General features: G+C 61.7%; 17 protein-coding genes and 2 tRNA genes. 16 read left to right on the plus strand and 3 right to left on the minus strand.

Translation table 11 applies throughout. From position 1 onward, the window contains the following. Positions 1–106 precede the first annotated feature (106 nt). Positions 107–193 (minus strand) — tRNA-Ser (locus ACT6XY_RS07045). A gap of 109 nt (positions 194–302) precedes the next feature. On the opposite strand from ACT6XY_RS07045, the gene ACT6XY_RS07050 reads away from it, so the two are divergent. From ACT6XY_RS07050 to ACT6XY_RS07105, 12 genes are all read left to right on the plus strand, one after another. Next, positions 303–1,682, plus strand: coding sequence for a tyrosine-type recombinase/integrase (locus ACT6XY_RS07050; RefSeq protein ID WP_444747627.1), 1,380 nt, complete (start codon positions 303–305; stop codon positions 1,680–1,682). After that, positions 1,679–2,437: a hypothetical protein gene (locus tag ACT6XY_RS07055; RefSeq protein WP_444747628.1), complete on the plus strand. Its 759-nt coding sequence runs from the start codon at positions 1,679–1,681 to the stop codon at positions 2,435–2,437. The genes ACT6XY_RS07050 and ACT6XY_RS07055 overlap by 4 nt, the downstream gene beginning before the upstream one ends. Before the next feature lie 367 nt (positions 2,438–2,804). Next, on the plus strand, positions 2,805–3,218 hold the full coding sequence (locus ACT6XY_RS07060; protein ID WP_444747629.1) for a helix-turn-helix domain-containing protein: 414 nt from the start codon (positions 2,805–2,807) through the stop codon (positions 3,216–3,218). 9 nt (positions 3,219–3,227) lie between these two features. Next, positions 3,228–4,358 carry a tyrosine-type recombinase/integrase gene (locus ACT6XY_RS07065; RefSeq protein WP_444747630.1) on the plus strand — a complete coding sequence of 377 codons (1,131 nt, stop codon included), beginning with the start codon at positions 3,228–3,230 and terminating at the stop codon, positions 4,356–4,358. Between the two features lie 1,158 nt (positions 4,359–5,516). Beyond that, positions 5,517–5,975, plus strand: a complete 459-nt coding sequence (gene brxF / locus ACT6XY_RS07070; protein WP_444747631.1) for a BREX-3 system P-loop-containing protein BrxF — start codon at positions 5,517–5,519, stop codon at positions 5,973–5,975. Positions 5,976–5,989: 14 nt separating this feature from the next. Continuing rightward, positions 5,990–9,721, plus strand: coding sequence for a DUF6079 family protein (locus ACT6XY_RS07075; protein WP_444747632.1), 3,732 nt, complete (start codon positions 5,990–5,992; stop codon positions 9,719–9,721). Between the two features lie 36 nt (positions 9,722–9,757). Further along, positions 9,758–10,180, plus strand: a complete 423-nt coding sequence (locus tag ACT6XY_RS07080) for a hypothetical protein (protein WP_444747633.1) — start codon at positions 9,758–9,760, stop codon at positions 10,178–10,180. A gap of 1 nt (position 10,181) precedes the next feature. Next, positions 10,182–12,953, plus strand: coding sequence for a DNA methyltransferase (locus tag ACT6XY_RS07085; RefSeq protein ID WP_444747634.1), 2,772 nt, complete (start codon positions 10,182–10,184; stop codon positions 12,951–12,953). Next, positions 12,950–15,763 (plus strand): DEAD/DEAH box helicase, encoded by a 2,814-nt coding sequence (locus ACT6XY_RS07090; RefSeq protein ID WP_444747635.1) that lies wholly within the window; start codon positions 12,950–12,952, stop codon positions 15,761–15,763. The genes ACT6XY_RS07085 and ACT6XY_RS07090 overlap by 4 nt, the downstream gene beginning before the upstream one ends. Next, positions 15,760–17,754 (plus strand): BREX-3 system phosphatase PglZ, encoded by a 1,995-nt coding sequence (gene pglZ / locus ACT6XY_RS07095; protein WP_444747636.1) that lies wholly within the window; start codon positions 15,760–15,762, stop codon positions 17,752–17,754. The genes ACT6XY_RS07090 and pglZ overlap by 4 nt, the downstream gene beginning before the upstream one ends. Then, entirely contained in the window at positions 17,751–18,467 is a 717-nt protein-coding gene (locus ACT6XY_RS07100; protein ID WP_444747637.1) for a hypothetical protein, read from the plus strand. The genes pglZ and ACT6XY_RS07100 overlap by 4 nt, the downstream gene beginning before the upstream one ends. A gap of 291 nt (positions 18,468–18,758) precedes the next feature. After that, the gene (locus ACT6XY_RS07105) at positions 18,759–22,238 is read left to right on the plus strand and encodes an AAA family ATPase (protein ID WP_444747638.1); all 3,480 of its coding nucleotides are present in this window, start codon (positions 18,759–18,761) and stop codon (positions 22,236–22,238) included. Between the two features lie 683 nt (positions 22,239–22,921). Here ACT6XY_RS07105 and ACT6XY_RS07110 read toward each other — a convergent pair. Further along, positions 22,922–22,998: transfer RNA gene (locus ACT6XY_RS07110), tRNA-Arg, on the minus strand. A 205-nt stretch (positions 22,999–23,203) separates the two neighbouring features. On the opposite strand from ACT6XY_RS07110, the gene ACT6XY_RS07115 reads away from it, so the two are divergent. Together ACT6XY_RS07115 and ACT6XY_RS07120 are read left to right on the plus strand one after the other, a co-directional pair. Then, a complete protein-coding gene (locus tag ACT6XY_RS07115) occupies positions 23,204–24,652 on the plus strand; it encodes a sodium:proton antiporter (protein ID WP_444747639.1) in 1,449 nt (482 codons plus the stop codon). Between the two features lie 58 nt (positions 24,653–24,710). Beyond that, positions 24,711–25,034, plus strand: coding sequence for a PetM family of cytochrome b6f complex subunit 7 (locus tag ACT6XY_RS07120; protein ID WP_444747640.1), 324 nt, complete (start codon positions 24,711–24,713; stop codon positions 25,032–25,034). A gap of 3 nt (positions 25,035–25,037) precedes the next feature. Here ACT6XY_RS07120 and ACT6XY_RS07125 read toward each other — a convergent pair whose 3' ends face one another. Further along, a complete protein-coding gene (locus ACT6XY_RS07125; protein ID WP_444747641.1) occupies positions 25,038–25,673 on the minus strand; it encodes a dioxygenase family protein in 636 nt (211 codons plus the stop codon). 198 nt (positions 25,674–25,871) lie between these two features. Between ACT6XY_RS07125 and msrA the strand changes: the two genes are divergently transcribed. Both msrA and ACT6XY_RS07135 read left to right on the plus strand, forming a co-directional pair. Then, the gene (gene msrA / locus ACT6XY_RS07130; RefSeq protein ID WP_444747642.1) at positions 25,872–26,525 is read left to right on the plus strand and encodes a peptide-methionine (S)-S-oxide reductase MsrA; all 654 of its coding nucleotides are present in this window, start codon (positions 25,872–25,874) and stop codon (positions 26,523–26,525) included. Further along, a partial coding sequence (locus ACT6XY_RS07135) for a CHAD domain-containing protein (protein ID WP_444747643.1) occupies positions 26,522–26,778 on the plus strand: 257 nt, incomplete at its 3' end. The genes msrA and ACT6XY_RS07135, both read left to right, overlap by 4 nt.

Here is a 26,778-nt window from a genome sequence, read left to right on the forward strand (position 1 = left end):
TCTGCCTTGGGTTCCAGCGGGCGTTCGGCTGGGGACCCGGGGGCAAGGCATCGAACAGGGCCCCGGGGAGCCCCGCTCTCGCGCCGGATCGACAAGGGACGTGGGCTGGCGCACCCGGCACGATTCGAACGTGCGACCTTTGCCTTCGGAGGGCGGTAGAAAGGGATTTCTGACCTATTCTGCAGCTTCCTGCAGATGATTATATCGTTGATTTCATTGACATCGACACTATCCTGCTTTCTGAGTTTGTCTCCAAATTCCTACGTCGTGTTACCCCGGTGTTACCCCGAAGAGCCGCATCCATGGCATCAGCAAAACTTACCAAGCGGAGCGTCGACGCAATCACGCCAAGGGCCACCGAGTTCTGCGTCTGGGACGCCGAGGTCTCCGGGTTTGGCGTTCGCGTGAGGCCATCGGGTGCAATGTCGTATCTAGCGATGTACCGCACCGGCGGCCGCAACAGTCCACTCCGCAAAGTGACCCTTGGCTCGGTTGGTAAGCTGACCGTCGAGGAAGCGCGAGCCGCCGCAAGGACGATCCTCGCCAAGGCGGAGCTCGGCGAGGACGTCGCCGAACAGCTCTCGAATGCCCGCAAGGCCGAGACCATCTCCGACCTGTGTGACCTTTACTTCAAAGAGGCCGAGCGTGGGGTCCTAATCGGGAAGCGCGGCAAGCCGAAGAAGGCATCAACGCTTGCCTCGGATCGCGGCCGCATCACGCGACATATCAAGCCCCTGCTCGGTCGGAAGACTGTGCAAGAAGTCACCAAGGCTGACGTTGAAAGGTTTCTGAGGGACGTTGCTTCAGGTCGGACCGCAACCGATGTCCGCACAAAAAAGCATGGACGGGCGATTGTGCGCGGGGGACAGGGTACTGCCACCCGAACTGTTCGCCTTCTCGGGGGCATCTTCACCTACGCGATCGAGCTGGGGATGCGGAAGGACAACCCAGTCCATGGCGTCCGCAAGTTCGCCGACGGCCAAAACGAGCGCTTCCTGTCATCAGAAGAATTGTCACGGCTCGGCGCGGCGCTTCGAGAGGCCGAAACCCTCGGCCTCCCTTGGAATGCCAACTTGGACGCGCCCGGCGCCAAACATCTGCCACGCAATCCGGAGGATCGGCGGACGAGGCTAAGCCCTCACGCCACCGCCGCGATCCGCTTCCTCATCCTTACCGGGCTTAGGTTAAGGGAAGCGCTTTCCTTGCGATGGTCAGACGTGGATGTCGAACGCGGGCTTCTGTTCCTACCCGACACGAAATCCGGTCGGCGAACCGTGGTGCTTGGCGATTCCGCTATGGAAATTCTGCAGTCCGTTCCGCGGATCTCTGGGTGTCGCTTTGTCTTTGCCGGAGAGAAGCTGGATCGGCCGAGGTCAGACCTCAAGCGCCCTTGGTCGATCGTCACGCGCGCGGCGGGACTAGAAGGTGTTCGCCTTCACGATCTGCGCCACACGTTTGCCAGCCACGGTGCAGCGGCTGGCATGGGCCTGACGGTGGTTGGCCGTCTTTTGGGACACGCGGATGTCAAGACGACGAACCGGTACAGCCACTTCGATACCGGTCCACTGCGGCGGGCAGCAGATGCGGTGGCTGCCTCGATAGCCGTTGCTCTAGATGCCCGCGAGGAGCGTCAAACGCTGGTCGCACGCGGCGAGCGTCTCCAAACTACAGAACTCAAATGACGACACCAAAGCCAATGCGGCGACAGCTATTGGATAGCTTTCTTGAGGGCCTGCAAGCCAGCCCTTCTGACCCGGAGGACATTGGGCTGATCCCTTTGAGCGTAGCGGCTGAGTGGATTGGCTCCAGGGGCGGCAAGGTACCCTTTCTGCCAGATGATTGGCATGCTTGGGAGCTTGCATACGGGGCCATTGTGGCCGCCGCCGGCAAAGGCAGGTTGAAGGTCCACGGGATATGCGACGGCGCAAACCAAGTCGTCCCGCGGGGGCTTTTTCAGAGCACGTCCGTATATCTGGTAGATTTTGATAAGCCTCCAAATGCACCGTTCGCGCCATCGCCAAATAAAGGAGCCCAGAAATCAAAATACTTCGTTCGCGCTATCATTTATGCTAACGAGGAGGAATGGCTCGACGATCACAATGATGCGTTATTGCTTCAAATGCCCCACCGCAAAGATCCGGGGCTTCGGGATAAGGAGTGGGTCCAACTGCAGGTTCGCCGTCGTGACGTGAGGAGGCTCTGGAAACTCGATAGAGCGGAACTCCGGACCCGTGCTGTTGGGCGCGCAACGCGCCGAAAATCCGAGGCGTTGGAAATCTATCGATCCCTCGGACCGGCCGTCGCATCAGGCAGTATCACCAAAATCTCCCAGCGGATCGCAGAGATTTTGGACGCGCGGTTTCCGGAGGACGATCCCTTCAAGCCCCGGACAATCGAGCGATACATCAGGGAGCACATCCGCTCTCGGGAAAAATAGTTCAGCGACGAATTTTGCGGAGCTATTTTGCGGACCATCCTCCGATCAATTGATCTCCCGACCCGGCAATGCCCGGGGCTTTCGGGAGATCAAAATGAACCCAGTAATCCAAACTGAGCACGGTCACATTCTGCGCTATCTGCGCCGCGCGGACGCAGCATCTTACGTGCAGACGAGCTACGGCTTTCCCTGTTCGCCACAGTGGCTAGCCAAGCTCGCTGTCGTGGGCGGGGGCCCCCTGTTCCACAAGGCGGGCCGCACGCCGCTCTATGCGCCGGCCGATCTCGATGCCTGGGCACGGGCACGGATCGGGCGCCCTCGCCAATCGACCTCTGACCCCGGTCGGGAGGGTTGAGCGATGGGCAGCATGCGCATTCCCAATCCCAATCTCGCCCGCAACTACACGATCTACTCGATAGCGGAGCTCTGTGAGGCCCTCGACGTTCACTACCACACCGTCCGCAAATGGGTGCGCATGGGACTGACGCCCATCGATGGTGGCTGGAAGATGTACTTCCGCGGAGAGGACGTCCGCGCGTTCCTTATCGCTCAACGCCAGCGGACAAAGCGTCCATGCCCGCCGGGGACGATCTACTGCATCCCTTGTCAAGAGCCGAAGGTCCCTGCCGGCGGCATGGTGGAATACCGGCCGCTCACGCCTCGCAGGGGCATGCTTAGAGGCATCTGTCCGACCTGCGAGCGTCTGATCCACCGGACAACGGGCCCGGCACAAGTCGAGGCACTTATCGCGACTTTTGTCGCAACACGCATCGAAGGGTGAGTTGGGATCATGTCGAACCAATCCACGTATCGTACCCTATCAAGGAAAAGGGCCGCGGATTCGGTCGCCCGGTACAACGCCAAAAACGAGCGGCTGAAGCGCCAGCATGCGACCTTCCTCAAAGAGGCAGAGGGCTTCGGAGAGGAAGCGGTAAGGCACGCCATGGCCACCATCGACGATTTCGAGGCGTTCTGTCACCGAGCCTGCTTTGGCGACTTCAGGAGCGCGAACGCCATCGCCTATAAGGAGCATCTGGCGCAGAGGATCAGCCGAAAAACGGGTGAGCCGCTGAGTAAAGTTAGCCAACTTCGGACACTACAGGGCCTTCAGAGGTTCTTCCGTTGGCTGGCAGATCAAGATGGCTACCGCCGCCGCATGCGCGCCTCGGACGCTGACTACTTCCGGCTCAGCCGGCGGGATCAGAGCATCGCAAAGGCGGTCAACAAACGGATCCTGCCGAGCACTGAGGACGTTGCGCGGCTGCTTGCCGCGATGCCCTCGACTACCCTGGTCGACAAGCGCAACCGCGCGATCGTCGCGATCCTGATCCAAACCGGTGCAAGGGTCGGCGCCGTCGCCTCCCTGCGCATCAAACACCTTGATCTGAACCGGCGGGTGCTCAAGCAGGATCCGAGAGAGGTCAAGACCAAGTTCGCAAAGCCCATCGAGACCTATCTGATCCACGTTGATGGTGACGCATTCCCGGCGCTGGAAGAATGGGTCGGCGTGCTCACGGTCGACATGGGATGGGGACCCGACGACCCGCTCTTCCCCAAAACCTCGACAGCTATGGGCCCTGAGCTCGTCTTTGTTCAGACGGGTGTCGACCGGGAGCCTTGGCGAAGCGGCATCCCTATTCGCAGGATCCTTGAGGAGGCCTGCCAGGCGGCTGGATTGCCGTACTTCAATCCGCATTCATTCCGTCATGCCGTCGCGCGCCTAGGGCTCGAGCGAGCGCGGACACCTGAACAGATGAAGGCCTGGAGCCAGAACATGGGCCATACGGGTCTGCTCACGACCCTGCATCATTATGGATCCGTGGATCCCGAACGGCAGCGGGAGATCATCAGGAACATGAAAGCCGCTGTCCAAGACGATCTCCGTGATAAACTGGAGAAGCTGCTGAACGAGACCCGGTAAGGGGGGGTAGCGGTCACCTCCATCAGGCAAAGGCCCCGGCCCCGCTCCCGTGTCTAATGAGTTCAGGCGCCGTCGTTGTCGGGGCCGAACTGATACGGCGGCGATCTCGATTGAGAGCACCGTTTGCGACTAGTATGATCTCAAGGTCTGCGGCGTCTTGTCCGCCATCACCGAGAGTTATGTCGGTGAGCTACCAGAGGGCGCGGACATGGTGGGAGTGTTGCCGTTTCCAAGGTAGGTACCGGGCCTTTCGGGGTTGCTATGCCTCCGGTGTTGATTGCCGGCACTCCTGCCATTCAGCATTAGTCAGTCAATTATAGTCGAAGTTATTCTCATCCCGTCCTTGGGGCGATCTGCTTGGTTCGGCGCGCGTCAAATCTGTCGAACTGGCGCATCGGCAACGGACGTTAAGCGAGATGGGGAGCTCTACCCCATCCGCAATGCTTTATTCCCGGCCGGCAAACTGCGCTCCTAGTCGGCCGGAAATCGCTCGCCGAGCCTTAGCAAGTGGTGTGGCTTGGGACTGCAACTGCGCTGCTGGAACAGCTCGGAGGCAGCATCCTTGCGCTATAGCGGTCCTTCGGATCCTAGCTGTCAGTCTTTCCCACTTGCTGCATCATCGAACATCACGCGGTACCGTCCATCAAAAACGTCCCCATCGAAGCGTCGAAGACACCGTCTGGCTACCCGCTCCGCGTGTGAGCGCCATCCCGTTGCGCTCCCATAGAGATATGATAACGATCGCTGCTCGCCCTCCTCAGGCGCCAGCGGACTGGGCCGGGGTTGGGCATCAACAGTTTACCCTGGACAGGGATGTCATTCTGCCTTGTCCTGTGGCTTGTCGAAAATCTGGAGACATGGCCAAGCAAGGTTCGCCAGAAATGATTTCGAACATGCTGTTGACGCGACTTCAAATATTCGCTGCGCATTAGCCCGCTCGCTCAGCGATCGGATGTTACTAAACGCGGCTGCGGGAATTAGCATAAGAATGTGAAATATTCTCGACAGCATCGTGAGACTGTCTCGTCTTTTGATGCTCATCATCACTATTATGCGCAGCACGCAGTCGCAAAGCTCGCAACAATTCGTTTTAATTCGGATGGGCGATTCGCTCGCTAGTGTTCTTCGTGGCCATCAGCACCCGAACAGAGGGCGGAAATGATCGAAAAGCTAGATCGCCTGGTCGAGGACATCTCGAGCCTGAACAGCAAGCTGATCCTCCTAATTGGCCCACCGCGATCGGGGAAAAGCGAGCTCCTTCGGCACTTGGCCGAGCGTCGGCGAGCGCGCGTCCTAAGCGTTGGGGCCACTCTTGGCCGTGAGTTACTTTCAGTGCCTGCCCCCCGCAGACATTTGTTGGCTGCTGACATGCTTAAGGAGCTCGCGGATGGATTTGTCAGCCGGGGACTCCTGCTTCTGGATAATATCGAACTCCTGTTCGATCAAACACTTCAACTCAGCCCCCTAGACCTACTAAAGAGACATGCTCACGGAGGTGGGGTCGTTGCTGTATGGCCAGGAGAGCTGCAGGAAAGCCGGCTTTCCCATGCTACCACAGGACACCCAGAGTATCAGGATTACGGCATCGACGGCCTGGTGCCGTTCAAAGTTCAATGAAGGGGTAACTCGGAATGCCGATGCATTATGGCGATCTCATTCAGTTTGAACCGATCGAGTCGGTCATTCAGTTGCGGGACGCCAATCGTCCTAATGAGGCCAAAAAACTTGTTTCGACCTACGTCATTTCGGACGACATGGCCGAGCGGATCGCCAAGCAAATGATCCCCCAGCTCTCGTTCGACGAGGCTGTAGACCACAAGGGCGTGCTGGTTGTCGGCAACTACGGGACCGGTAAGTCGCACTTGATGTCGGTGCTATCGCTGGTCGCCGAAGACGCCGCATATGTCCCTATGATCCGCCATCCCAAGGTGGCCGATGCCGCAAGTGCCATTGCCGGAAAATTCAAGGTTCACCGGATCGAGATTTCTAGCCAGATGTCCCTGCGGGACATCATCACGCAACAGCTTGAGGTATTCCTCGACAAGCACGACGTCAGCTATTCCTTCCCGCCAGCCGACAAGGTCATCAACAACAAGGCCGCTTTCGAAGAGATGATGGCGGCGTTCGCCGAGGTCCACCCCAATCACGGCGTCTTGCTGGTAGTCGACGAGTTCCTCGAATACCTGCGATCGCGCAAGGATCACGATCTGGTCCTTGACCTTTCGTTCTTGCGAGAGATCGGCGAGGTCACAAAGCACCTCCGCTTCCGGTTTGTCGCCGGCGTTCAGGAGGCGATCTTCGACAGCAGCCGCTTCCAGCATGTCGCCGACAGCCTTCGTCGCGTGAAGGACCGCTTCACGCAGATCCTGCTCGCCCGCCAGGACGTCAGTTTCGTGGTGGCCGAACGCCTCCTGAAGAAGACGGCGGATCAGCAGAACAAGATCCGTGCTTACCTGACGCCGTTCGCCAAATTCTATGGCTCGATGAACGAGCGCATGGACGAGTATGTTCGGTTGTTCCCGGTGCACCCTGATTACATCGGGACCTTCGAGCGGCTGGTGTTCACAGAGAAGCGCGGCGCACTGGTGACCCTCCGGGATCAGATCCAGGCTATTCTCAGCGAAGAGGTGCCCGACGATCGGCCTGGACTGATCGGCTACGACAAGTTCTGGGAGACGGTCACGTCGAACTCCGTGCTGCGCGCGGATCCGAACATCGGACCTGTGCTTAAGGTGTCCGAAGTCCTGTCAGAGCGCGTAAGGAAGGCTTTCACACGCCCGGCATATAGGCCGATGGCGCTCCGCATCATCGACGGACTTTCGGTTCATCGCCTGACGACGGGCGGCGACATTTATGTTCCCGTGGGACCGACCGCTGAGGAACTCCGCGATACGCTCTGCTTGTTTCAACCAGGCATAGAAGACCTGGGCGGGGAGCCGGAGGCCGACCTTCTTTCACTTGTTCAAACAGTCCTTCGGGAGACGCTGAAGACCGTCAACGGTCAGTTCATCTCGAAAGCGTCGGACACCGAACAATACTACCTCGATCTGAAGAAGGACGTCGATTACGACGCCCAAATCGAGAAGCGGGCTGAAGCCCTGTCCGATGACGCGCTCGACCGCGCGTACTACAGCGCGATCCGTCAGCTGATGGAGCGGACTGACGAGACGACCTACGTCACCGGCCATTCGATCTGGCAGTATCAGATCGAATGGCAGGATCACCGCGTCGAGCGCAACGGGTATCTCTTCTTCGGTGCCCCGAACGACCGGCCGACGGCGCAGCCCGAGCGGGATTTCTATATCTATTTCATTCAGCCGTTCGAGCCGCCACGGTTTCGTGACGACCACAAGGCCGACGAGGTCTTCTTCCGGCTCAAAGGGCTCGATGAGGCGATCAAGCGTCATCTCTCCTTCTATGCCGCAGCTCAGGATCTCGCGTCCACGGCCAGTGGCGGCGCGAAGTCCATCTACCTCGATAAGGCCAAAGACGCCCTGCGCGACATGAGCAAGTGGCTGCAGGAAAAGCAGATGACAGCCTACGAGGTCACCTATCAGGGCAAGAGCAAGACCCTGCAGGAGTGGACCAAGGCCGTCTCGTTGCGCGACAAGGCGCGTCTTGGCCCGGAAGAGCGGATCAACTTCCGCGACGTCGTCAACGTCATCTCGGGTCTCGCGCTGAACAACCAGTTTGCCGAAGTGGCGCCTGAATATCCGACGTTCTCCGCGCTCGTCACTGAGGCGAACCGGAAGCAGCTTGTTGGCAACGCCCTGCGCGCGCTGGCAGGCGGAAACCGGAACAAGGACGCCGTGGTCATCCTCGACGGCCTGGAGATGCTGGACGGCGATCGCATCGACCCCACACGGTCTCGCTATGCGCAGGACGTGTTGGCTCGGCTGAAGGCGAAAGGCCATGGCCAGGTACTGAACCGTGGCGAGCTGGTCAGCGGCGACGCCGACGCCGATTATTTCGCGCCGATCAAGTTCCGCCTGGAGCCCGATCTGCTGGTCACCGTTCTGGGTGGGTTGGTCTATGCCGGCGACATCGTCCTGGCGATCACCGGCGACAAGATTGATTCCGGCAAGATCACGCTCCTGGCTGAAAGGCCGCTCGACGAGCTGAAGCAGTTCAAGCACGTCGAGGCGCCGAAGGAGATCAACGTCGCCGTCCTCCGCTCACTGTTCGAGATGTTGGGCTTGCCGCCCGGGCTCGCTCAGCAGGCAACACAGGGCTCGGACGAGCCGGTGAAGCTGCTCCAGGAGGAGGTCGGGAAGCTGACTCGGCGCGTGCTCAGCGCCGCCACGGACATGTCTGGTCGGCTGAGCTTCTGGGGTCAGCCGTTGCTGCGGGAAGAAGAGATCCGGGACTGGCGCACCAAGCTTGATGCGCTCAAAGCCTGCTCGGAGAGCCTGGCCCCCTACAACACAGTCGGGAAGCTCAAGAACCTTCGCATCGGCTCTGACGATATCGCGGCCCAGAAAAAGAACCTCGAGGTTCTGCAGGCTGTCGAGGGGATGCTGGAGCTGGTCGCCGACCTCGGCACCACGGCCAGCTATCTGTCGCAGGCCGAGATGGTTCTGTCGGCAGACCATGCTTGGGTGCGACAGGCGCAAGATGCGCGCAAGCAGGTCCTCGACAAGCTCGCGGCAGATAGGACCGCGCAGCATGCGGCCGAGTACCGGCAGACGCTGGCCAAGCTGAAGAAGGATTACATCACGGCCTATGTCGGGCTGCACAGCAAGGCGCGCCTTGGGGTCACGGACGAGAAGACGAAATCCGCGCTGCGCAAGGATCCGCGGCTGATCGCCATGCGGGCGTTGGCTGGCATTTCGCTGATGCCGACCAGTCAGCTGACGACCTTTGAGGAGAAACTGGATAAGCTGAAGAGCTGCGCAGCGCTCGTCGAGTCTGAGCTTTCGGCCAGCCCCGTCTGCCCGCACTGCGGTTTCCGGCCGGCGAACGAACAAGGCGAACTGCTGCCTGCTGCAAACGTCCTGAAGCAGCTGGACAGTGACCTGGACCGTCTGCTTGAAGGCTGGGTGCAAACGCTCGTCGACAACCTCGAGGATCCGATCATCCAGTCGAACTTCGAGCTGCTGAAGGACTCGTCACGCAAGATCGTCACCGGCTTTGCCGAGACCAAAACCCTGCCCGATATAGTGACGCCTGACTTCATCGCCGCGGTGCAGGAGGCCTTGTCCGGGCTTGAAAAGATCAGCTTCAGCAGCGCGGACATCAGACAGGCGCTCCTGCAAGGCGGATCCCCAGCGACGCCCGAGGATCTGCGGAAGCGCTTCGAGTCCTTCCTGAACGATCGCTGCAAGGGCAAGGATACGACTAAGCTGCGCTTCGTGATTGAGTGATTGCAAGCAGGCTTCCTACAAGTATAGAGGGACGAGATGGCAATTGAAGAAGCGACGTACTTTTGGATTGAAGCAGGCGATATGCAGGGTGGCTCGAGAAATCAAATCGAGTTTACAGACGAGATCGTCTTGTTTTTTGATGAGAAATCTCGATCCGCCGGACAAGCATTTTTGGCCTTTAATGAAAAAACAAAAGGCTATGGCGCTTTCTCTAATCGAGCACAGGATTATGACCAGTGGGTCAACAAGTGGCGACTTAGCTTAATCACTAAGGCAAAGGGGGGCGTCGAATACGCCGGTCGCGTTATCTGCTTTGAAAAAAGAAAGATCGGCCGGTCCCATGTCTATGTTACTTCTGTCGCGGATATTGGATCGGCGGAACACATCGCCTGGAAGTCCAAATCGAAACATGTTGGGTCGACGGGTGGGGCTGATGGACGAGAGTATGGATACTTCTGACATGTCCCAACACAAAGACTTATACAGCGAGGCGGGAAAGTCCGAAGCGGTTAACTGCCTTGGCGTCACCTTCGTCGACGAGGAGGCACGCCGGGAACATTTCCGGGATCTGTTGGCGGAAAAGCTGAAGGATCCGGCGTTCCGGAAGCAGGAGGGGTTCCCACAAGGGACGGACGAAGCGATTCTGGCGATGTCGGATCCGCCTTACTACACGGCGTGCCCGAACCCTTGGCTGGCAGATTTCGCGAAGTACTACGGCAAAGCTTACGATCCTAGCCAAGAATACGCGCGCGAGCCAATGGCGATCGACGTGTCTGTTGGCAAGACCGATCCGATCTACAAGGCACATTCCTATCACACCAAGGTGCCCCACCTGGCCATTGTGCCATCGATCCTCCACTTCACCGAGCCGGGAGACCTCGTGCTCGACGGATTTGCCGGATCGGGCATGACGGGGGTGGCTGCGCAGTGGTGCGGGACAGCACCCGCATCTTATCGCCACCAGCTGGAGATGGAGTGGAAGAAGGCAGGTATGTCCGCGCCGAAGTGGGGCGCGCGCAGGGCTGTGCTGAACGACCTGTCGCCCGCTGCTACGTTCATCGGAGCCAACTACAACTTGCCGTTCGATGTCGAGGCTTTCGCTGATGCCGGAAAGCAGCTTCTCGCCGAAGTCGAGCGCGAGATTGGCTGGATGTATGAAACTCTGCACACGGACGGAAAAACGAAGGGAAAGATAGACTTCACGGTATGGAGCGAGGTTTTCACTTGCCCGGAGTGCGCAGGGGAAGTGAATTTTACCGAGGAAGCGCTGGCTGAGGACACTAAGCGTGTGAGGGATATGTTCCCTTGTCCCCATTGCGGCGCTGAGATGAACAAGGACCGGCTGGAAAGAGTACTGGAAACTAAAAATGATCCAGCAACAGGTGAGCCGTGGGAGCGGGTCAAATTTCGACCAGCACTACTCGCATATTCTGTTGGAAAGACACGCTTCGAGAAGCAGCCAGATGCGCGAGATCTAGAGCTACTTTCGAAGATAGAGGCGTTGCCGCTTCAGCCAAGCATCCCCACAATCCGTTTTCCAATCGAAGAGATGTATCACGGGTCCCGGATAGCGCCCAAGGGACTTACTAACGTTCATCATTTCTTCTTGCCGCGCGCAGCCCATGCAATCGGACTTCTTTGGGAAAAAGCTAAGGAATATCCAGAATCCCGCACACGCGCTTTCCTCGTTTTTATGGTGGAACAAGCCATTTGGGGATTCTCGATCCTGAATCGATATAGCCCGTCACACTTCTCACAAGTAAACCGCGCACTGAACGGCGTGTACTACGTAGCATCGCAGCATTCCGAATGCAGCCCGCGGTACAATTTGGGTGGTAAGCTTGATCGCCTGGCAAGAGCGTTCCAGAACTACAACCCCAAGTTCGGCGGATCTGCTGTAACTACAGGAAATGCTGCGCATCTGCCCTTAGAAGATTCGTGCATTGATTATGTCTTCACCGACCCACCGTTCGGTGAAAATATCTATTATGCTGACTTAAATTTCCTTGTTGAATCGTGGCACGGTGTAATTACCGATGCAAAACCAGAAGCCATCATAGATGGTTTCAAGAACAAGGCATTGCCGGATTATCAGCATCTGATGCAGCGGTGTTTTGCCGAGTATCACCGCGTCCTAAAGCCTGGGCGCTGGATGACGGTCGTGTTCTCCAATAGCAAGGCATCGGTTTGGAACGCGATCCAGGTCGCGCTTCAGCAGGCTGGCTTCGTGGTGGCCGAGGTCAACGCGCTCGACAAGGTCCAGGGCAGCTATCGACAGGTCACATCAACGACTGCGGTAAAGCAGGATCTCGTCATCTCTGCCTACAAGCCGAATGGCGGTTTGGAGAAACGGTTGGCGGAACGCGGCGCCGCACCTGAGTCCGCTTGGGATTTCGTGCACACCCACTTGCGCCAACTTCCGGTGTCCAAGGTGAAGAGTGGCATCCTGGAGATGGTCGTGGAACGCGACCCGCGACGTATCTACGACAGGATGGTCGCCTGGTTCGTCCGCCACGATTTCCCGGTGCCGCTCTCGACCGAGGAATTCCTCGACGGGCTGCGGAGCCGTTTCCCTGAACGTGACGGCATGGTGTTCCTGCCGGAGCAGGTCGCCGAGTACGACCGAAAGCGGGCGCAAGCCGCGCAGGCGCCACAGATGGAGCTGTTCGTCTCTGACGAACGCTCGGCCATCGACTGGTTGATGGACTTCCTCCGTAAACGCCCCTCGAACTATCAAGAAGTGCATCCGGAATTCACCACCCAAGTCGGCGCAGGCTGGCGGAAGCACGAAGAGAGGCCGGAGCTGTCGGCGCTGCTCGCCGACAATTTCCTGCGCTACGATGGCAACGGCGACGTGCCGAGCCAGATCCACAGCTATCTGTCCACCAACTTCAAGGATCTGCGCGGTTTGGAAAAGGATGACCCGCGGCTAAAGGCCAAGGCGAAGGACCGCTGGTACGCGGCCGACCCGAGCAAGGCGAAGGATCTGGAGCAGAAACGCGAGCGGTCGCTGCTGAAGGAATTCGAGAACTACAAGTCCGCGCCCGGCCGAAAGCTCAAGGAGTTCCGGCTCGAGGTACTGCGGGCGGGCTTCAAGACCGCGTGGGGCGCGAAGGACTACAAGACCATCATCGGCATCGCCCAGAAGATCCCCGAGGAGGCGCTGCAGGAGGATGAGAAGCTGTTGCTCTGGTACGACCAGGCGCTCACCCGCATGGAGGCTGATGCGTGACGCATGCGGACGGCGGACATGGCATCGGCGCGTGGTGCTGGCATGAGAGGCATGCCGCACCCTGCCGTGTCGTTGACCGGGAGGAGATCTGGGGCGAGACCGCCTATCGGGTCTGGCTGCCCGGTAAGGACGCTGTCGTCCGCGCCCGCTCGCGCGACCTGAGTCCGCTCGACGCGGTCCAGCCGACGGTCGATCAGATCCTGCACACCGCCGCGGCGGCGAAGCTTCTGGACGCGCTGGAGGACAACCTCCTGCTGGCGCCGATCCAGTCGAGCGTCGTACCGCTGCCCCACCAGCTCTACGCGCTCAACCGCGCCATGAGCCGGGACCGAATCCGCTATCTGTTGGCGGATGAGGTAGGTCTGGGGAAGACCATCGAAGCCGGTCTCATTCTGCGCGAGCTGAAGCTGCGCGGCATGGCGAAGCGGATTCTCGTCGTGGCGCCGAAGGGGCTGGTCCGGCAATGGCAGGCCGAGATGCGGCTGCATTTCGGCGAGAACTTCCAGTTTATCGAACCCGCTGAACTTTCAGCCTTCCGCCAATGGCGAAGCGACGAGGAGAACCTCTGGCGGCTGCATGATCAGGTGATCTGCTCGCTTGACTCGGTGAAACCGCTCGAAGGTCGCCGCGGCTGGAGCCTTGAGCAGCTCAGCACCTATAACCGGGAGCGTTTCGAAGATCTGATTTCGGCATCCTGGGATCTGGTCATCATCGACGAAGCCCATCGCATGGGTGGCAGCACGGATCAGGTCGCCCGTTACAAACTGGGTGCCGCTCTCGCGGAGGCGGCGCCGTACCTGCTTCTGCTGTCCGCAACCCCGCACCAGGGCAAAACGGACCAGTTCCATCGGCTGATGCAGCTGCTCGACCGGGACTCGTTCCCAGACGAGAGCAGCGTTTCCAGCGAGCGGGTGCGCCCCTTCGTCGTGCGCACGGAAAAACGCGTCTCCATCGATGCCGACGGCAAACCGCTGTTCAAGCCGCGCATGACCCGGCTGCATCCGGTGGAATGGCAGGTCCGGCACGCCAGCCAGCAAAAGCTATACGATGCCGTCACCGACTATGTCCGCCATGGCTACAACCAGGCCATGGCCGCGAAGCAGCGGCATATGGGATTCCTGATGATCCTGATGCAACGGCTCGTGACATCCAGCACGGCGGCCATCCGGGCGACCCTCGAAAAACGCCAAGCCTTGCTGGACCAGCCGCAGCTTCAGCCATCCTTGTTCGAGACAGCCGACGTCGACGAGTGGGCTGAGCTGGACGGGCAGACCCAGGTGGATCTCGCCATCCAGACCAAGGGGTGGGAGATGGAAAAGGCCGAGGTCGAAACGCTGCTCGACCTGGCCCGCGCCACGGAGGCACAGGGGACGGACGCCAAGGCTGAGGCGCTCCTGGAGCTGATCTACAAGCTTCAGCAGGAGGAGAATGACCCTGAGCTGAAGGTGTTGGTCTTCACCGAGTTCGTGCCCACGCAGGCGATGCTTGCGGATTTCCTTGAAAGCCGAGGCTTCTCGGTCACCACTTTGAACGGGAGAATGGATCTCGAAGCTCGCACTCGGGCGCAGCAATCATTCGCCCGAGATATCCGCATTCTGATCTCGACGGACGCTGGTGGCGAGGGTCTGAACCTCCAATTCTGCCACGTCATCGTGAACTTCGACATGCCCTGGAACCCTATGCGGGTCGAACAGCGCATCGGCCGCGTCGACCGTATCGGTCAGCCGCACGTGGCGCGCGCGATCAACTTCGTCCTTGAGGACACGGTCGAGCATCGCGTGCGCGAGGTTCTGGAGACGAAGCTCGCGGTCATCGCCGAAGAGTTCGGCGTGGACAAAGCCGCCGACGTGATGGACTCGGTCGAAGCAGAGCCGCTGTTTGATGAGCTCTTCGTCCAGGGGCTTCAGAACCCAGACGCCATCGAAAGCGAATGCGACGCGGTTGTGTCGCAGCTTCGGTCGACTATCGCCGAAAGCCGCAAGAGCAGCGAGCTCTTGTCCGATGGGCACCAGCTTGATGCGGACGATGCCCGCAAATGGAGGGACCACCCAGCGCAGTTCTGGCTGGAGCGGGCTATCACGACCGGACTGCCCGCGCGCGGCGGGGATGCCGTCAAGGAAGCCGATGTTTGGCGGGTGCGTTGGGTGGACGGCAGCGAGTCGGCCAAGGTCTGCTTCGACGCGAGGACGGCCGAGGAGCGGCCCGATGTCGAATGGGTGACGCTTGAAGATCCCCGCGCTCGGGCAGTCATCAGCGATCTGCCGCGCTGCGTTTCGGGCCAACCGCTTCCTACCGTTCGGATTTCCGGTCTTCCGGAGAGCGTCCGGGGCGTTTGGTCGCTGTGGGAGATCAGCCTGTCCGCCGATGATTTCAGCCGACGGCGCTTCCTGTCCGTCTTCGTGAACGACGAAGGGCGAACCTTCCTGCCAACAGCGAAGCGGATCTGGGATCTTCTTCTAACGGAACGGGTCGAGAGTGTTGGAGCCGTCGCCGCCGCAGATGCAAACGGATGCTTTGACCGCTCAAAGAATGCCGCTCTCACCCAAGGCGAACGCATCTTTGCTGACATGGTGGAGGAGCACAGGGCCCGTATCCAGGAAGAGCGCGAACGCGCCAAGTACGCCTTCGATGCGCGGCATCAGGCCATTGGCCGGGTCGGGCTCCAGACAGTCCGGGACTACCGTCGCAAGCGTCTGCGTGCCGACCATGACGCCCGCATGGCGCAGCTGGATGCCGCCGAGGCATACACGCCCGATCTGAACGCCGTTCTCCTATTGCATGTTGGCGAACCGGGAACGGCTGCATCATGAGCGCCTGGACCGATCGCATCCTGCGGGAGTTTCCTGCCGATCTTTCCCGCTTCTGGATCGCCTGCGACCCGGATGATCTCCTGTTGGATGAGCGCATCTTGCACGGCCTTCGGGAACGAGGTTTCGAAGTGCTGCCATTCGAGGACCCTGTCGCCTTTAGAACAGAGTACGAAGAACGCTACCGGGCGGCTTGGGATCGCGGCGAGGAAGGAACGTCGAAGGCGCTCGTCCTTCAACTGCGTGGGACTGATCTGAACACGCTGCCATGGGACTATGTCCGCATCGAACGCAAGGTCAGCCTGAGCCTGGCCGACCTGTTTCCGAGGTTGAGCTATGGCGTAATACGGCAAATGGACTCGGAGCACCACGAAGCCCTCTTCTTGGCGCACGACAAGCACGCCACTCAGCCGCTCGGGGAAGGCGCGACCAAAGACTTCATCCTGACCCACATCTTCCGCATCAGCCCTTACTTGCTGAGCAGGCCCGAGGATTTCTGGCGAGAGGTCTTGCGGCTCCATTACCGCGGCGCAGCGCTGCCGGATCTGCTGGCGAGGCATGTTGCGGCAATCTTGAAGGACACTCCTCTCGACGATCTGCCCATAGCGGAGCTGCTGGCGTCAAAGAGCTACATGGTGCGCACCGTGCAGGATGCCTGGGGCCGCTACTTGTCGCAGTATGGGGTCCACAGCGAACGCACTTCGAGCGACTCGATCGAGGTATCGCCGGAGGTTTCAGTCCCTTTTGCGCATCCCGACGTCAGGGTCATCGTCGACACGATGTTCCTCGAAGGGGCTCTTCAGCCTGTCGGGACGCGTGACTCCCCGACTGACTTGCCGGAGTGGGTCAAGGTGGGGCTGGTTGAGGACCCCCATGCGCTCGGCAATCTTGTATCGGAAGGTGTTAGGAGGATCGCCGCTGACCTTCCTGATGCCAACGCGACCCATCGCGACTGGGTCGAACTGGCCCGCCGGCTCGGCGAAGTCATCTCGCGCTTCAATAGTCTCAGCACAAAGATCGCCGAGCCGATCCAGCAACATCTCCGCAAGCTGCAGCGCGACGCTGACGAGCGGTTGAGGGGCTGGCTAGTTCAGCATTATGCGGATCTGCCCTCCCTCCCGGCGGCGAAAGGACCGGTGATGGTTCATCACGTGCCGCGGTACCTGGCGCTGCGCCGAAATGCAGGCGAGGAACGGGTGGCGCTCCTTGTGTTCGACGGCTTGGCACTGGATCAGTGGTTCCAAATCCGAGAGCACCTGGCGGCTCGCCTACCTGGCTTTTCAGCGGAAGAAGGCGGGTGCTTCGCATGGCTGCCCACCCTCACTTCCGTCTCACGACAAGCTCTTTTTTCAGGTCTAAAGCCCCGTGAGTTCTCGAACTCGATCGAAACTACATCGCAGGAGCCGTCTCTCTGGGCACGCTTCTGGCAGGAGAACGGCCTTCGCAAGTCAGAGATCGTTTATCAGAAAGGCCTGAAGCGGACGGAGCAATTAGCCGAGATGAAGGATGCCGTCTCTAGGCCAGCAACAAGGGTTGCCGGCATAGTCGTCGATATGGTCGATGAAATCGTTCACGGCGCGATGCTTGGAAAGCGAGGTATCGCCGGGCAAATCAATGCCTGGTGTGAAACCGGCTTCGTCGAGAAGCTGTTCTTGCTCCTCGCAGAGCAAGGGTATCAAATCTACCTCACCGCGGACCATGGCAATGTCGACGCAGAAGGCATTGGCCGTCTCAGCCAAGGTGTAGTGTCAGAGCTAAGAGGCGAAAGGGTTCGGACCTATCGCAGTGAAACTCTGGCAGCATCTGTGCCGTCGGAAATCGATGCGTTCAGGTTTGATAGTCCTGGACTACCGCCAGACTTCTTGCCGGTATACGCCGACACGCGGGGAGCATTCGTTCCAAAAGGAGATCAAATCGTCGCGCACGGGGGGATATCCGTTGAGGAGCTCATCGTTCCCTTCATCAAGATAAACATAAAAAGACCAGCATCATGAACTCCTCGTCGCCGCAAATAGGTTTCGACCGCTTTATCCAGCTGGACTGGGCTTTGCTTGCACTCCGCATCCGGGCTGGCAGGAGCACTCTCGATGATCTCGACGAGGTTCTAGCGTCATCACACTCCGGACCAGCAGCGAAGAAAAAAACTAGGACGGTACTCAACCGCCTTTGGCTGGAGCCCCGTGCTGACCTCGTCGACTTTGCCGACCGCGGAGTTGAAATCTTCTTCGATGCGCCCGAGACCACGGTACCAGCGCTGACATGGGGTATGGCGCTCGCCACATACCCATTCTTCGGAAAAGTCGCGGAGATTGTGGGCAGGCTCACAAAACTTCAGGGCGATTGCACATCCGCAGAGGTTCACCGGCGCATGTCCGAGATCTACGGCGAACGCGAAGGCACTCGTCGGATGACTAATATGGTTCTGCAGTCGCAGGCTAGTTGGGGTGCCATCAACCGCACAGCCAAAGGCAGTCGGATCAAGCGCAAGGAAGTGATGGATCTTGGAGGCTCTGAGGTGGCTGCCTGGCTCGCCGAGGCATGCGTAAGGTATAGCGGACGTGCCCTCGCTATTTCGAACTTGGAGGCGAGCCCGACCCTTTACCCCTTTCTTCTAGGCGGCTCGATCCCCTATGTTCTCTCCAAGTCGACGGCTTTGGAGATGAGGGTGGACAGTGCAGGAAACCAGATCGTTAGCTTAAAAGCCTGAGTGGTCGTATTCGACTTCACGGCGAGCTGAAAACAGCCTCAAACTGAAATTCTTATGTGACAAATATTCAAGAGGGCAAGCGTGTTTCATCTTACAATGCGGGTCGCTTGGCACGATTCACGATGGAACGGACGGGTCTGCAAGGCTCCCTCCTCCAACGCGTTCTGCGTGGCACTGGACCGTATCCGCGAGGAGAAGAACGACGGCGTCGAGGACGCACTGGCCGGAAGAGCTTGGCATGAGCTGAGGCAGGAGGAACTCCCCCCCTGCAAAGCGGAGTCCGGGGGCTTCATGAACGACACGGAGTGGATCCGTCGGTTCGAGCACCCTTATGCATCGATCAGCAAGGCGGCGGCCACGCACGGCCACCTGAAGCCCACCGTCGTCAAGGTTCCACCGTACGCGGCCTTCGCTGTGCCCTTCGGCTGGATGCTGCGTAGCGAGCAGGACGCCATCGACGCGAAACTGCCGAAACCCTTGCCGCCGGACGAGAACTCGCCGTTCGCGAGTCCGTGGGTCTTCGGTCGCGCCCGCCAGACGGCGCTCGTTGAGCATGTGTTCGACCGGCTCACGCCAGAGCGTTCGCTTGTATTCTTCTACTGCAAGGAAGGTCAGCCGCTCGGGGATACTATCTCGCGCCTGGTCGTCGGCGTCGGCCGCATCCAGTCGATCGCACCCGTTGAGCAATACGATGCGCCTGTAGGAAAGGATGGCTACCCGATGTGGGACCGTCTACTGCGGCACTCCATCCGTCCAAACGGCGTCGACGGCTTCTTGCTGCCGTACCACGATTACCTTGAGCCGACGGGTGACGTTGCCGAGGACGCGCGCCGTGCGACGCTCCTTACCGAGATCGCCGTCGCCGCCGACCCGGCCCATATGCGGGTGTTTTCCTACGCTGCCGAACTGGCGCCCGCAGACATCGCGCTCTCGACGCTGATCCGCTGCCTCGAAGCGGTCCGAAAAGTCCGAGCGCACGGGATCGCGAAGGGGCCATGGGAGCGGCGCGAAGAGTGGCTCAACACTCAGATCGGGCTGGCATGGAACGACCGCGGCGCGTTCCCAGGTCTAGGGTCCGCGCTCGAGGCGCTAGGCATGCGCCTCGGCACCGCTCTGACGCTTGAGCTGCTCGCGTCCGGAGCGGTCGCGTCCGACGAAGACCCGTGGCCTCACATCGATGCTTTGCTTCGCGGCAAGGTCAAGCCTCCGCAGCCCGTCTACGACGCCGATCTCAAGGCCGTCCGCGATACCTGGGCCAACCTGGCGAACGAGCGGAGGGTGCTGCTGAAGCTGCTTTCGCGATTCGCCCTCACGCCGGCTCAGGCGTTGCGTTGGTTCGACCCTGGCAAACGCGCTTCCGCCAGCACGGCAGCCACCACCGACGCCGCGCTGATCGCGAACCCCTACCGCATTAGTGAGGTCGACCTCGGCGACACGAAGGAGTCGCCGGTCTCGATCGGGACAATCGACCGGGGCCTGCTCCCGGACGCGACCATCGCTGCCAGGCACCCCGTCCCCGAACCCTCGCGAGTCCAGTCTGGGAGTGACCCGCGCCGGTTGCGGGCTGTGCTGGTCGCGGTGCTGCGGCGCGCGTCCGATAACGGCGACACGCTCCTAAGCATCACGGAAGCTGTCGAGAAGGCCGCGGCGCTCGAGCTGGCGCACCCCTGTCTGATCGGCGTCGACTGGCCCGCCGCCAACGCCTCCGCGTTGGCCGGCGTCGTCGAGCTCGTCGATCTGCCGGCGTCGGAGGGGCAAGACACCGGGATCTCGGCCATCCAGCTCTCCGACCTAAAGGCGCGCGAGGAGCGGCTTCGGTCAGTGCTCGCGAAGCGGGCGGGGAAGGCTGCGCCCCTCGTCAAGGCGGACTGGAAGAAGCTCCTGGTCGGGGCGATTACGGCGGCGGGCGGCGCCTTCGACCCCCAGAACGCGCGACACGTGCTCGCCATCGAGGAGCAGGCGACGGCGCTCGGCCACGTTACCTCCCGGCGTCTCACTGCGCTGGTCGGGCGGGCCGGCACCGGCAAGACGTCGGTCATGGGCGCTCTGCTGCTCAACGAAGCCATCGCTCAAGACGGTATCTTGCTACTTGCACCCACAGGCAAGGCACGCGTTCGGCTCGGGAAAGCCGCGAAGGCCGAAGCAAAGACGGTTGCCCAGTTCCTTTACGAGCTCGGCCGCTACGATCAGGTCCGCCAACGGCCGCGGTTCCACGGTCAGGAGAAGTACCGTAAGGAGAAGACGGTGGTCATCGACGAGTGCTCGATGCTCACCATGGACGACCTCGCAGCCGTGCTCGACGCGCTCGATCTGGCGCACGTACAGCGGCTCATTCTGGTCGGAGACCCCAACCAGTTGCCCCCAATTGGGGTCGGACGCCCCTTCGCCGACCTGGCATCCTATCTTCAGGTCACCGACACGAAAAGCGACACCGGCCTGGCCCTCGCCCAGGCGCTAGCGCGGCTGACGGTAGAGGTCCGTGCAGTCGCGGCTTCGGATCAATCCTCGGACACGCTCCGGCTCGCATCCTGGTTCACGCGGGAGACGCAACCCGTGGACGCCGATCGCGTCCTTAGCGACTTGGAGACGGGGCGGCCATTCAACGATCTGGACCTGTTCTTCTGGAGGACGCCGGACGAGCTGCGGAAACGCCTCGCCGAAGCGTTTCAGAAGCACCTCGGGCTGGCGACGACGCACGACATCGATGGTTTCAACGCCTCGCTCGGTTTCGACGAGCGAGGCTGGGTCCCGTTTGACGACCCGGACGGGTCGGAGCGGTGGCAGATCCTGTCGCCGGTCCGCATGCACCCGCACGGCGTCCGCGACCTGAACCGTTGGACGCAACGCCGCTTCCGAGCGAGCGAACTCAAGGCAGCAGCGGACCCCTGGGTCGTCAGTCTCGGTGATGAGAGCATCGTACTGCGCGACAAGGTCATCCAGGTTTCTAACCAGTGGCGCGATGCTTTCGACGGGAACCGAACTGACAAGCACTATGTGGCGAACGGAGAGGTCGGGCTGGTAGCCAACGGAAAATCCCCTTGGTTGAACGTCGTGTTCGCCGGTCGACCTAAGCTTCGCGTCGGGTACCAGAGCCGCGATTTCCCGGGCGGGTCGGGACCGCTTGAGCTCGCCTACGCCATTACCGTGCACAAGTCGCAGGGCAGCGAGTTCCAGAAGGTGTTCGTGGTGCTGCCCAAGAATTGCCGACCGCTCTCACGCGAGCTCCTGTACACCGCCCTGACCCGGTCCCGTCGGCAGCTCGTGCTGCTGATCGAGGGTGACGACCCCTCTATCCTCTTCGACTACACCCGCCCCGAGCGGTCCGAGACCGCTCGGCGGAATACCAACCTCTTCGAGTGCGTGCTCCGTCGGTCCGGGGCAGATGTACCGTACACCGAGAACCTGATCCACCGCACCGAGAAGGGGCATCTGGTTCGCAGCAAGTCGGAACTGGTCATCGCCAATATGCTGCATCAGTCGGGCGTCGATTACGAGTACGAGCGCGTGCTCGACGGGGAGATCCAGCCAGGCCGCCTTCGTCCAGACTTCTCGTTCGTCACCGCTGAGGGGGACCTGATCCTTTGGGAACACCTCGGCATGATGGGGCGGGAGGACTATCGGAAGGGATGGGAATGGAAGAAGGCGTGGTATGAGGCCAACGGCTATGCTTTAGGTCACTCGCTCTTCACTTCCCAAGACGACGAGCGAGGGGGACTCGACTCGTCGGACCTGCGAACAACCCTTGAAACCGTTAAGGCTCGGTTGCAATGACCAGGTCGATGGACCAATAGCTTTGCTTGTTCGGGTAGTGGAAGCGAGCGCGACGGCGCATGGCGCGGACCGATAGGCTCGGACGGTACGTGTCTCACTTGTAGGGGCCTTCGCTACGCTCCACATGCTGAAGTGTGGGGATCGTGGTGCCCAGAATTGGGGGCAACGTCACTCGTCCGCCGGATCACGAATATCGGTCGATGGTGCGACATCGTTCCCGACTGGGACCTGCAGGCTCAGCTTCAGGCCCTTCACTGGGAGATCATCGACCAGGACATGAATGCATCCCCGGGCCTTCGGCGTTCATCAACCAATCCAGATGGCATCGTGTCGGTGGGGCAAGTCAGGCGTCTCACACTGGATGGCGTCAGCCAGACCGGCGCTCTGCTCTTACATTCAGCGGAAGTGTTTCATGCAGGCGGCGGGGCGACATCCGGGCTCGGTGCCATCCGCGTTGCTGCGCTTTAGCGTGCGAAGGGGTTTGGGCGCTTCCGCGCGCTTGTGGCCGCCGCACCCCGTTGGTGAACGTGACGACGACTCCGCCAGACCGGCGCCCCTCTTCGGGGTAACGAGGCTGGTCGCAACGGAGCTGCTCGATGGTCCGAAGAGCGGGGGCGTGTTACCCCGGTGTTACCCGAGACTGGCGCCGAAGCCCAACGAACTTCCTAAGCCATTGAAAAGACTGGCGCACCCGACACGATTCGAACGTGTGACCTTTGCCTTCGGAGGGCAACGCTCTATCCAGCTGAGCTACGGGTGCATGCCGCGCGGCGCGCAGGACGTGTTTAGCGGATCGTCCGCGAGGCCGCAATCGCTGGATCGCAGCGAAGGGGAACAGAACGCGCGGCGGAGTTCGGGCACAGGTCCTTGGAGGCTGGCGCCCATTGTCGGGTGGCGGGCGCCCCGATAGAAGCTTGGGGTGTCGGGCAATGGGGACCCGAGACGGGCAGGCCGGGGGGCATGGAATGAAGCTGGTGGCGAAGGCGGCCGTCGCGGCCGCGGTGATCGGTCTTGCCATCGGCGCCAGCGCGGAGCCGGCGCTCGCAGCCGCGGCGCTGGACGGACGCGGGATGAGCCTCGCCTGGTGCCTGCCCTTTGCGGGCCTCCTCCTGTGCATCGCCACCGGCCCGGTCTTCTATCCCCATGTCTGGGAACACCATTACGGCAAGATCGCCGCCGTCTGGTCGGCGCTGGTGGTGGTGCCGCTCCTCGCCGCCGTGCCGGCCGATCAGGCGCTGGGCGCGCTCACCTTCACCATGCTGGCGGAGTACCTGCCCTTCATCATCCTGATCTTCTCGCTCTACACCATCGCGGGGGGCATCCTCGTCACCGGCAACATCCACGGCGCGCCGGTGACCAACACCGCGATCCTCGCCATCGGAGCGGTGCTCGCGAGCTTCGTCGGCACGACGGGCGCCTCGATGATCATGATCCGACCGATCATCCGCGCCAACGACGACCGGGTGCACAACGTGCACGTCGTGGTCTTCTTCATCTTCATCGTGTCGAACTGCGGCGGCGCGCTCACGCCGCTCGGTGACCCGCCGCTCTTCGTCGGCTTCCTGAAGGGCGTCGACTTCTTCTGGACGACGCGTGCGCTCTTCGTCGAGACGCTGCTGGTGCTCGCCGCGCTGCTGGCCATCTTCTACGTCCTCGACGCCTGGCTCTACGCCAAGGAGGGCCGGGTGAAGCCGGACCCGACGCCGGACTCGCGGGTGGGGGTGAAGGGCCTCGCCATGCTCGGGCTGATCGGCGTCGTCGTCGCCGCCATCCTCCTGCGCGGCTACTGGAAGCCGGGGGTCTCGTTCAAGCTCGCCGGCGTCGACTTCCCGCTGCAGGACCTCGTGTCCAACGTGGTCATGCTGGCCGGCGGACTCGCCTCGCTGAAGCTCGCCAATCCGATCTTCCGCGAGCAGAACGGCTTTTCCTGGGGGCCGGTCAAGGAGGTGGCGAAGCTCTTCGCCGGCATCTTCATCTGCATCATCCCCGTCATCGCCATCCTGGCGGCCGGGCGCAACGGCGCGCTGGCGCCGCTGGTGGCTCTTGTCTCCAATCCGGACGGCACGCCGAACAACGTCATGTATTTCTGGCTGACGGGCCTCCTGTCGTCGTTCCTCGACAACGCGCCGACCTATCTCGTCTTCTTCGAGCTGGCGGGGGGCGACCCGAAGGTGCTGATGGGTCCGCTCGCCACGACGCTCGCCGCCATCTCCACCGGCGCGGTCTACATGGGCGCCAACAGCTACATCGGCAACGCGCCGAACTTCATGGTCTACGCCATCGCCAAGGACATGGGCGTGAAGATGCCCTCGTTCTTCGGCTACATGGTCTGGTCCGTGGCGATCCTCATTCCCATCTTCGTCCTCGTCACCCTGCTGTTCTTCATCCGCTCGGCGCCGCTCGCCGGCTGGTAGGGCCGACGTCGCGACGGTCGCCGGCAGGGCCCGGCCATTCTCGGAGACCTGGACGCCCATGATCCGCCTTCCGCTGCGCATCGCCGGTTTCCTCGTGATCGCCGCCGGTTTCGTGGCGCTGGTCATCGACGGGACGCGCTCGATCGCCGGCCAGCGGCTGATCGCAACCGACGTCTCCAACGTCTGGCGGGCGGTGCATGCCGCCAGCCTGTCCCAGCTCGAGGCCTGGCTCCGCGCCGCGGCGCCCGCCTGGGTCTGGGACCCCGTGGTTCTCACGCTGATCGCCTTGCCCGCGGCGGCGGTCGGCCTCGTGCTCGGCGCGCTCATGATGTGGCTCGGCCGCAGCCGCACCCCGCAGATCGGCGTCGTCGGCCGGCGGTGACGCTCAGGCGAGGACGATGTCGAACCGGTAGCGCGGCAGGTCAGCGGGTTCCTGAATCGCAGTGAGCGCGTCGCGCGCCGCCTCGCCCGGCAGCGACCGGAACAGGGCATCGCGGGCGTTCATCGCTTCGCCTGGAAAATACATCTGCGTGACGAGTTCCGGCCGGCCCGGGGCGAAGACGCGGAAATGGACGTGAGGCGTGCGCACGAAGGCGCCGCTGCCGTAGAAGCGCGGGCGGATGGTGCGAAAGAGAAAGTCGCCCGCCGCCCCCGTGCGCACCGCACCGAAACCCTGAAAGTTCGGATCGGCGGTGCCGGCGCTCTCCCGCGGATGGTGGTAGCGCCCCTGGTTGTCGGCCTGCCATATCTCCACCCCGACGCCGGCCACGGGACCGGACCGGGCCGACAGGACCCGCCCTGTGACCTCGATCACCTCGCCGTCGGCGCGCTGGCTGCGGCCCGCGACGCGCGTCAGGTCCAGATCAGAATCGGCGGGCTTCGCGACGGGATAGTAGGGACCCCGCGTCTGGGCGGGGGTGACGATGGCCGCCGCGAAGGCCTTGGGCGCGAGGACGATGAGGGCCGGCGCGGCGATAAGGCTCCGGCGCAGGAGGTCGGGAGGCCGATGGCGGATGGGCATGGCAAGGGTCTCCTGCGGGACGGTCGCGAGACCCTGACCGCAGGAGGCGCCGGCGGACAAAGCACGAAGAGGTGAGGCAAGGTCCCTCACGCAGGCGTGTTGTGGATCGGCCGCAGAGGTCCCATGTTGGCCGCACATGGTCCGCCCGGTAACATCCGTGGGCCGGATCGCGAATGAGGGGGCATCGAGGAGGTTTCCATGTTCGGATTCAGAAAGAAGCTCTCACTGCCCACCGCCGCCGAGGCGCTCCCCGGCCGCGCCACCCCGCTGCCGACGGCGGAGCGGCACTTCGTCAACGGCCGTCCGCTTAAGGGTCCCTATCCCGAAGGGATGGAGACGCTGGTCGTCGGCCTCGGCTGCTTCTGGGGCGCGGAGCGCAAGTTCTGGCAGCTGCCCGGCGTCTTCGTGACGGCGGTCGGCTATGCCGGCGGCGTGACGCCCAACCCCACCTACGAGGAGACCTGCTCCGGCCTCACCGGCCACAATGAGGTGGTGCTGGTGGTCTATGACCCCGGTCAGGTCTCGACCGAGCAGGTGCTCGCCACCTTCTGGGAGAGCCACGACCCCACCCAGGGCATGCGCCAGGGCAACGATGTCGGCACCCAGTACCGGTCCGGCATCTACACCTCGACCGAGGCGCAGCGCGCCGCGGCGGAAGCCTCGAAGGCGGCCTACGGCAAGGCGCTGGCGGCGAAGGGATACGGCCCGATCACCACCGAGATCGTGGCGGCGCCGGCCTTCTACTTCGCCGAGGACTACCACCAGCAGTACCTGGCGAAGAACCCGCACGGCTATTGCGGGCTCGGCGGCACCGGCGTCTCCTGCCCCATCGGCACCGGGGTCGCCGCGTGAGGCCGGTCGCGGAGGCGCATGACCTGGCGCTGGCGGCGGGGGCCCATGCCCGCGCCGCCGGTCGCCTGCTCGTCTCCGAGAAGGACCATGTGGCGGCGGTGCATCTCGCCCGCCGCCACATCAAGAGGGCCCGCAGCCTGCTGCGGGCGCTCCGGCCGCTGGCGCGCGCGGCGGTGGAGCGGGAGAACGGCTTCCTGCGCGCCTTCGCCCATACGCTTGCGCCGCTGCGCGACGCCCATGCGCTGGAGGAGGC

The organism is Phreatobacter sp. (genome assembly GCF_052440005.1).
Lineage (GTDB): Bacteria > Pseudomonadota > Alphaproteobacteria > Rhizobiales > Phreatobacteraceae > Phreatobacter.

Excerpts from the sequence above, each read along its gene's own strand:
- ACT6XY_RS07050 (WP_444747627.1), top strand. The coding sequence starts at position 303 with ATGGCATCAGCAAAACTTACCAAGCGGAGCGTCGACGCAATCACGCCA.
- ACT6XY_RS07055 (WP_444747628.1), top strand. The coding sequence starts at position 1,679 with ATGACGACACCAAAGCCAATGCGGCGACAGCTATTGGATAGCTTTCTT.
- ACT6XY_RS07060 (WP_444747629.1), top strand. The coding sequence starts at position 2,805 with ATGCGCATTCCCAATCCCAATCTCGCCCGCAACTACACGATCTACTCG.
- ACT6XY_RS07065 (WP_444747630.1), top strand. The coding sequence starts at position 3,228 with ATGTCGAACCAATCCACGTATCGTACCCTATCAAGGAAAAGGGCCGCG.
- brxF (WP_444747631.1), top strand. The coding sequence starts at position 5,517 with ATGATCGAAAAGCTAGATCGCCTGGTCGAGGACATCTCGAGCCTGAAC.
- ACT6XY_RS07075 (WP_444747632.1), top strand. The coding sequence starts at position 5,990 with ATGCCGATGCATTATGGCGATCTCATTCAGTTTGAACCGATCGAGTCG.
- ACT6XY_RS07080 (WP_444747633.1), top strand. The coding sequence starts at position 9,758 with ATGGCAATTGAAGAAGCGACGTACTTTTGGATTGAAGCAGGCGATATG.
- ACT6XY_RS07085 (WP_444747634.1), top strand. The coding sequence starts at position 10,182 with ATGTCCCAACACAAAGACTTATACAGCGAGGCGGGAAAGTCCGAAGCG.
- pglZ (WP_444747636.1), top strand. The coding sequence starts at position 15,760 with ATGAGCGCCTGGACCGATCGCATCCTGCGGGAGTTTCCTGCCGATCTT.
- ACT6XY_RS07100 (WP_444747637.1), top strand. The coding sequence starts at position 17,751 with ATGAACTCCTCGTCGCCGCAAATAGGTTTCGACCGCTTTATCCAGCTG.
- ACT6XY_RS07105 (WP_444747638.1), top strand. The coding sequence starts at position 18,759 with ATGAACGACACGGAGTGGATCCGTCGGTTCGAGCACCCTTATGCATCG.
- ACT6XY_RS07115 (WP_444747639.1), top strand. The coding sequence starts at position 23,204 with ATGAAGCTGGTGGCGAAGGCGGCCGTCGCGGCCGCGGTGATCGGTCTT.
- ACT6XY_RS07120 (WP_444747640.1), top strand. The coding sequence starts at position 24,711 with ATGATCCGCCTTCCGCTGCGCATCGCCGGTTTCCTCGTGATCGCCGCC.
- ACT6XY_RS07125 (WP_444747641.1), bottom strand. The coding sequence starts at position 25,673 with ATGCCCATCCGCCATCGGCCTCCCGACCTCCTGCGCCGGAGCCTTATC.
- msrA (WP_444747642.1), top strand. The coding sequence starts at position 25,872 with ATGTTCGGATTCAGAAAGAAGCTCTCACTGCCCACCGCCGCCGAGGCG.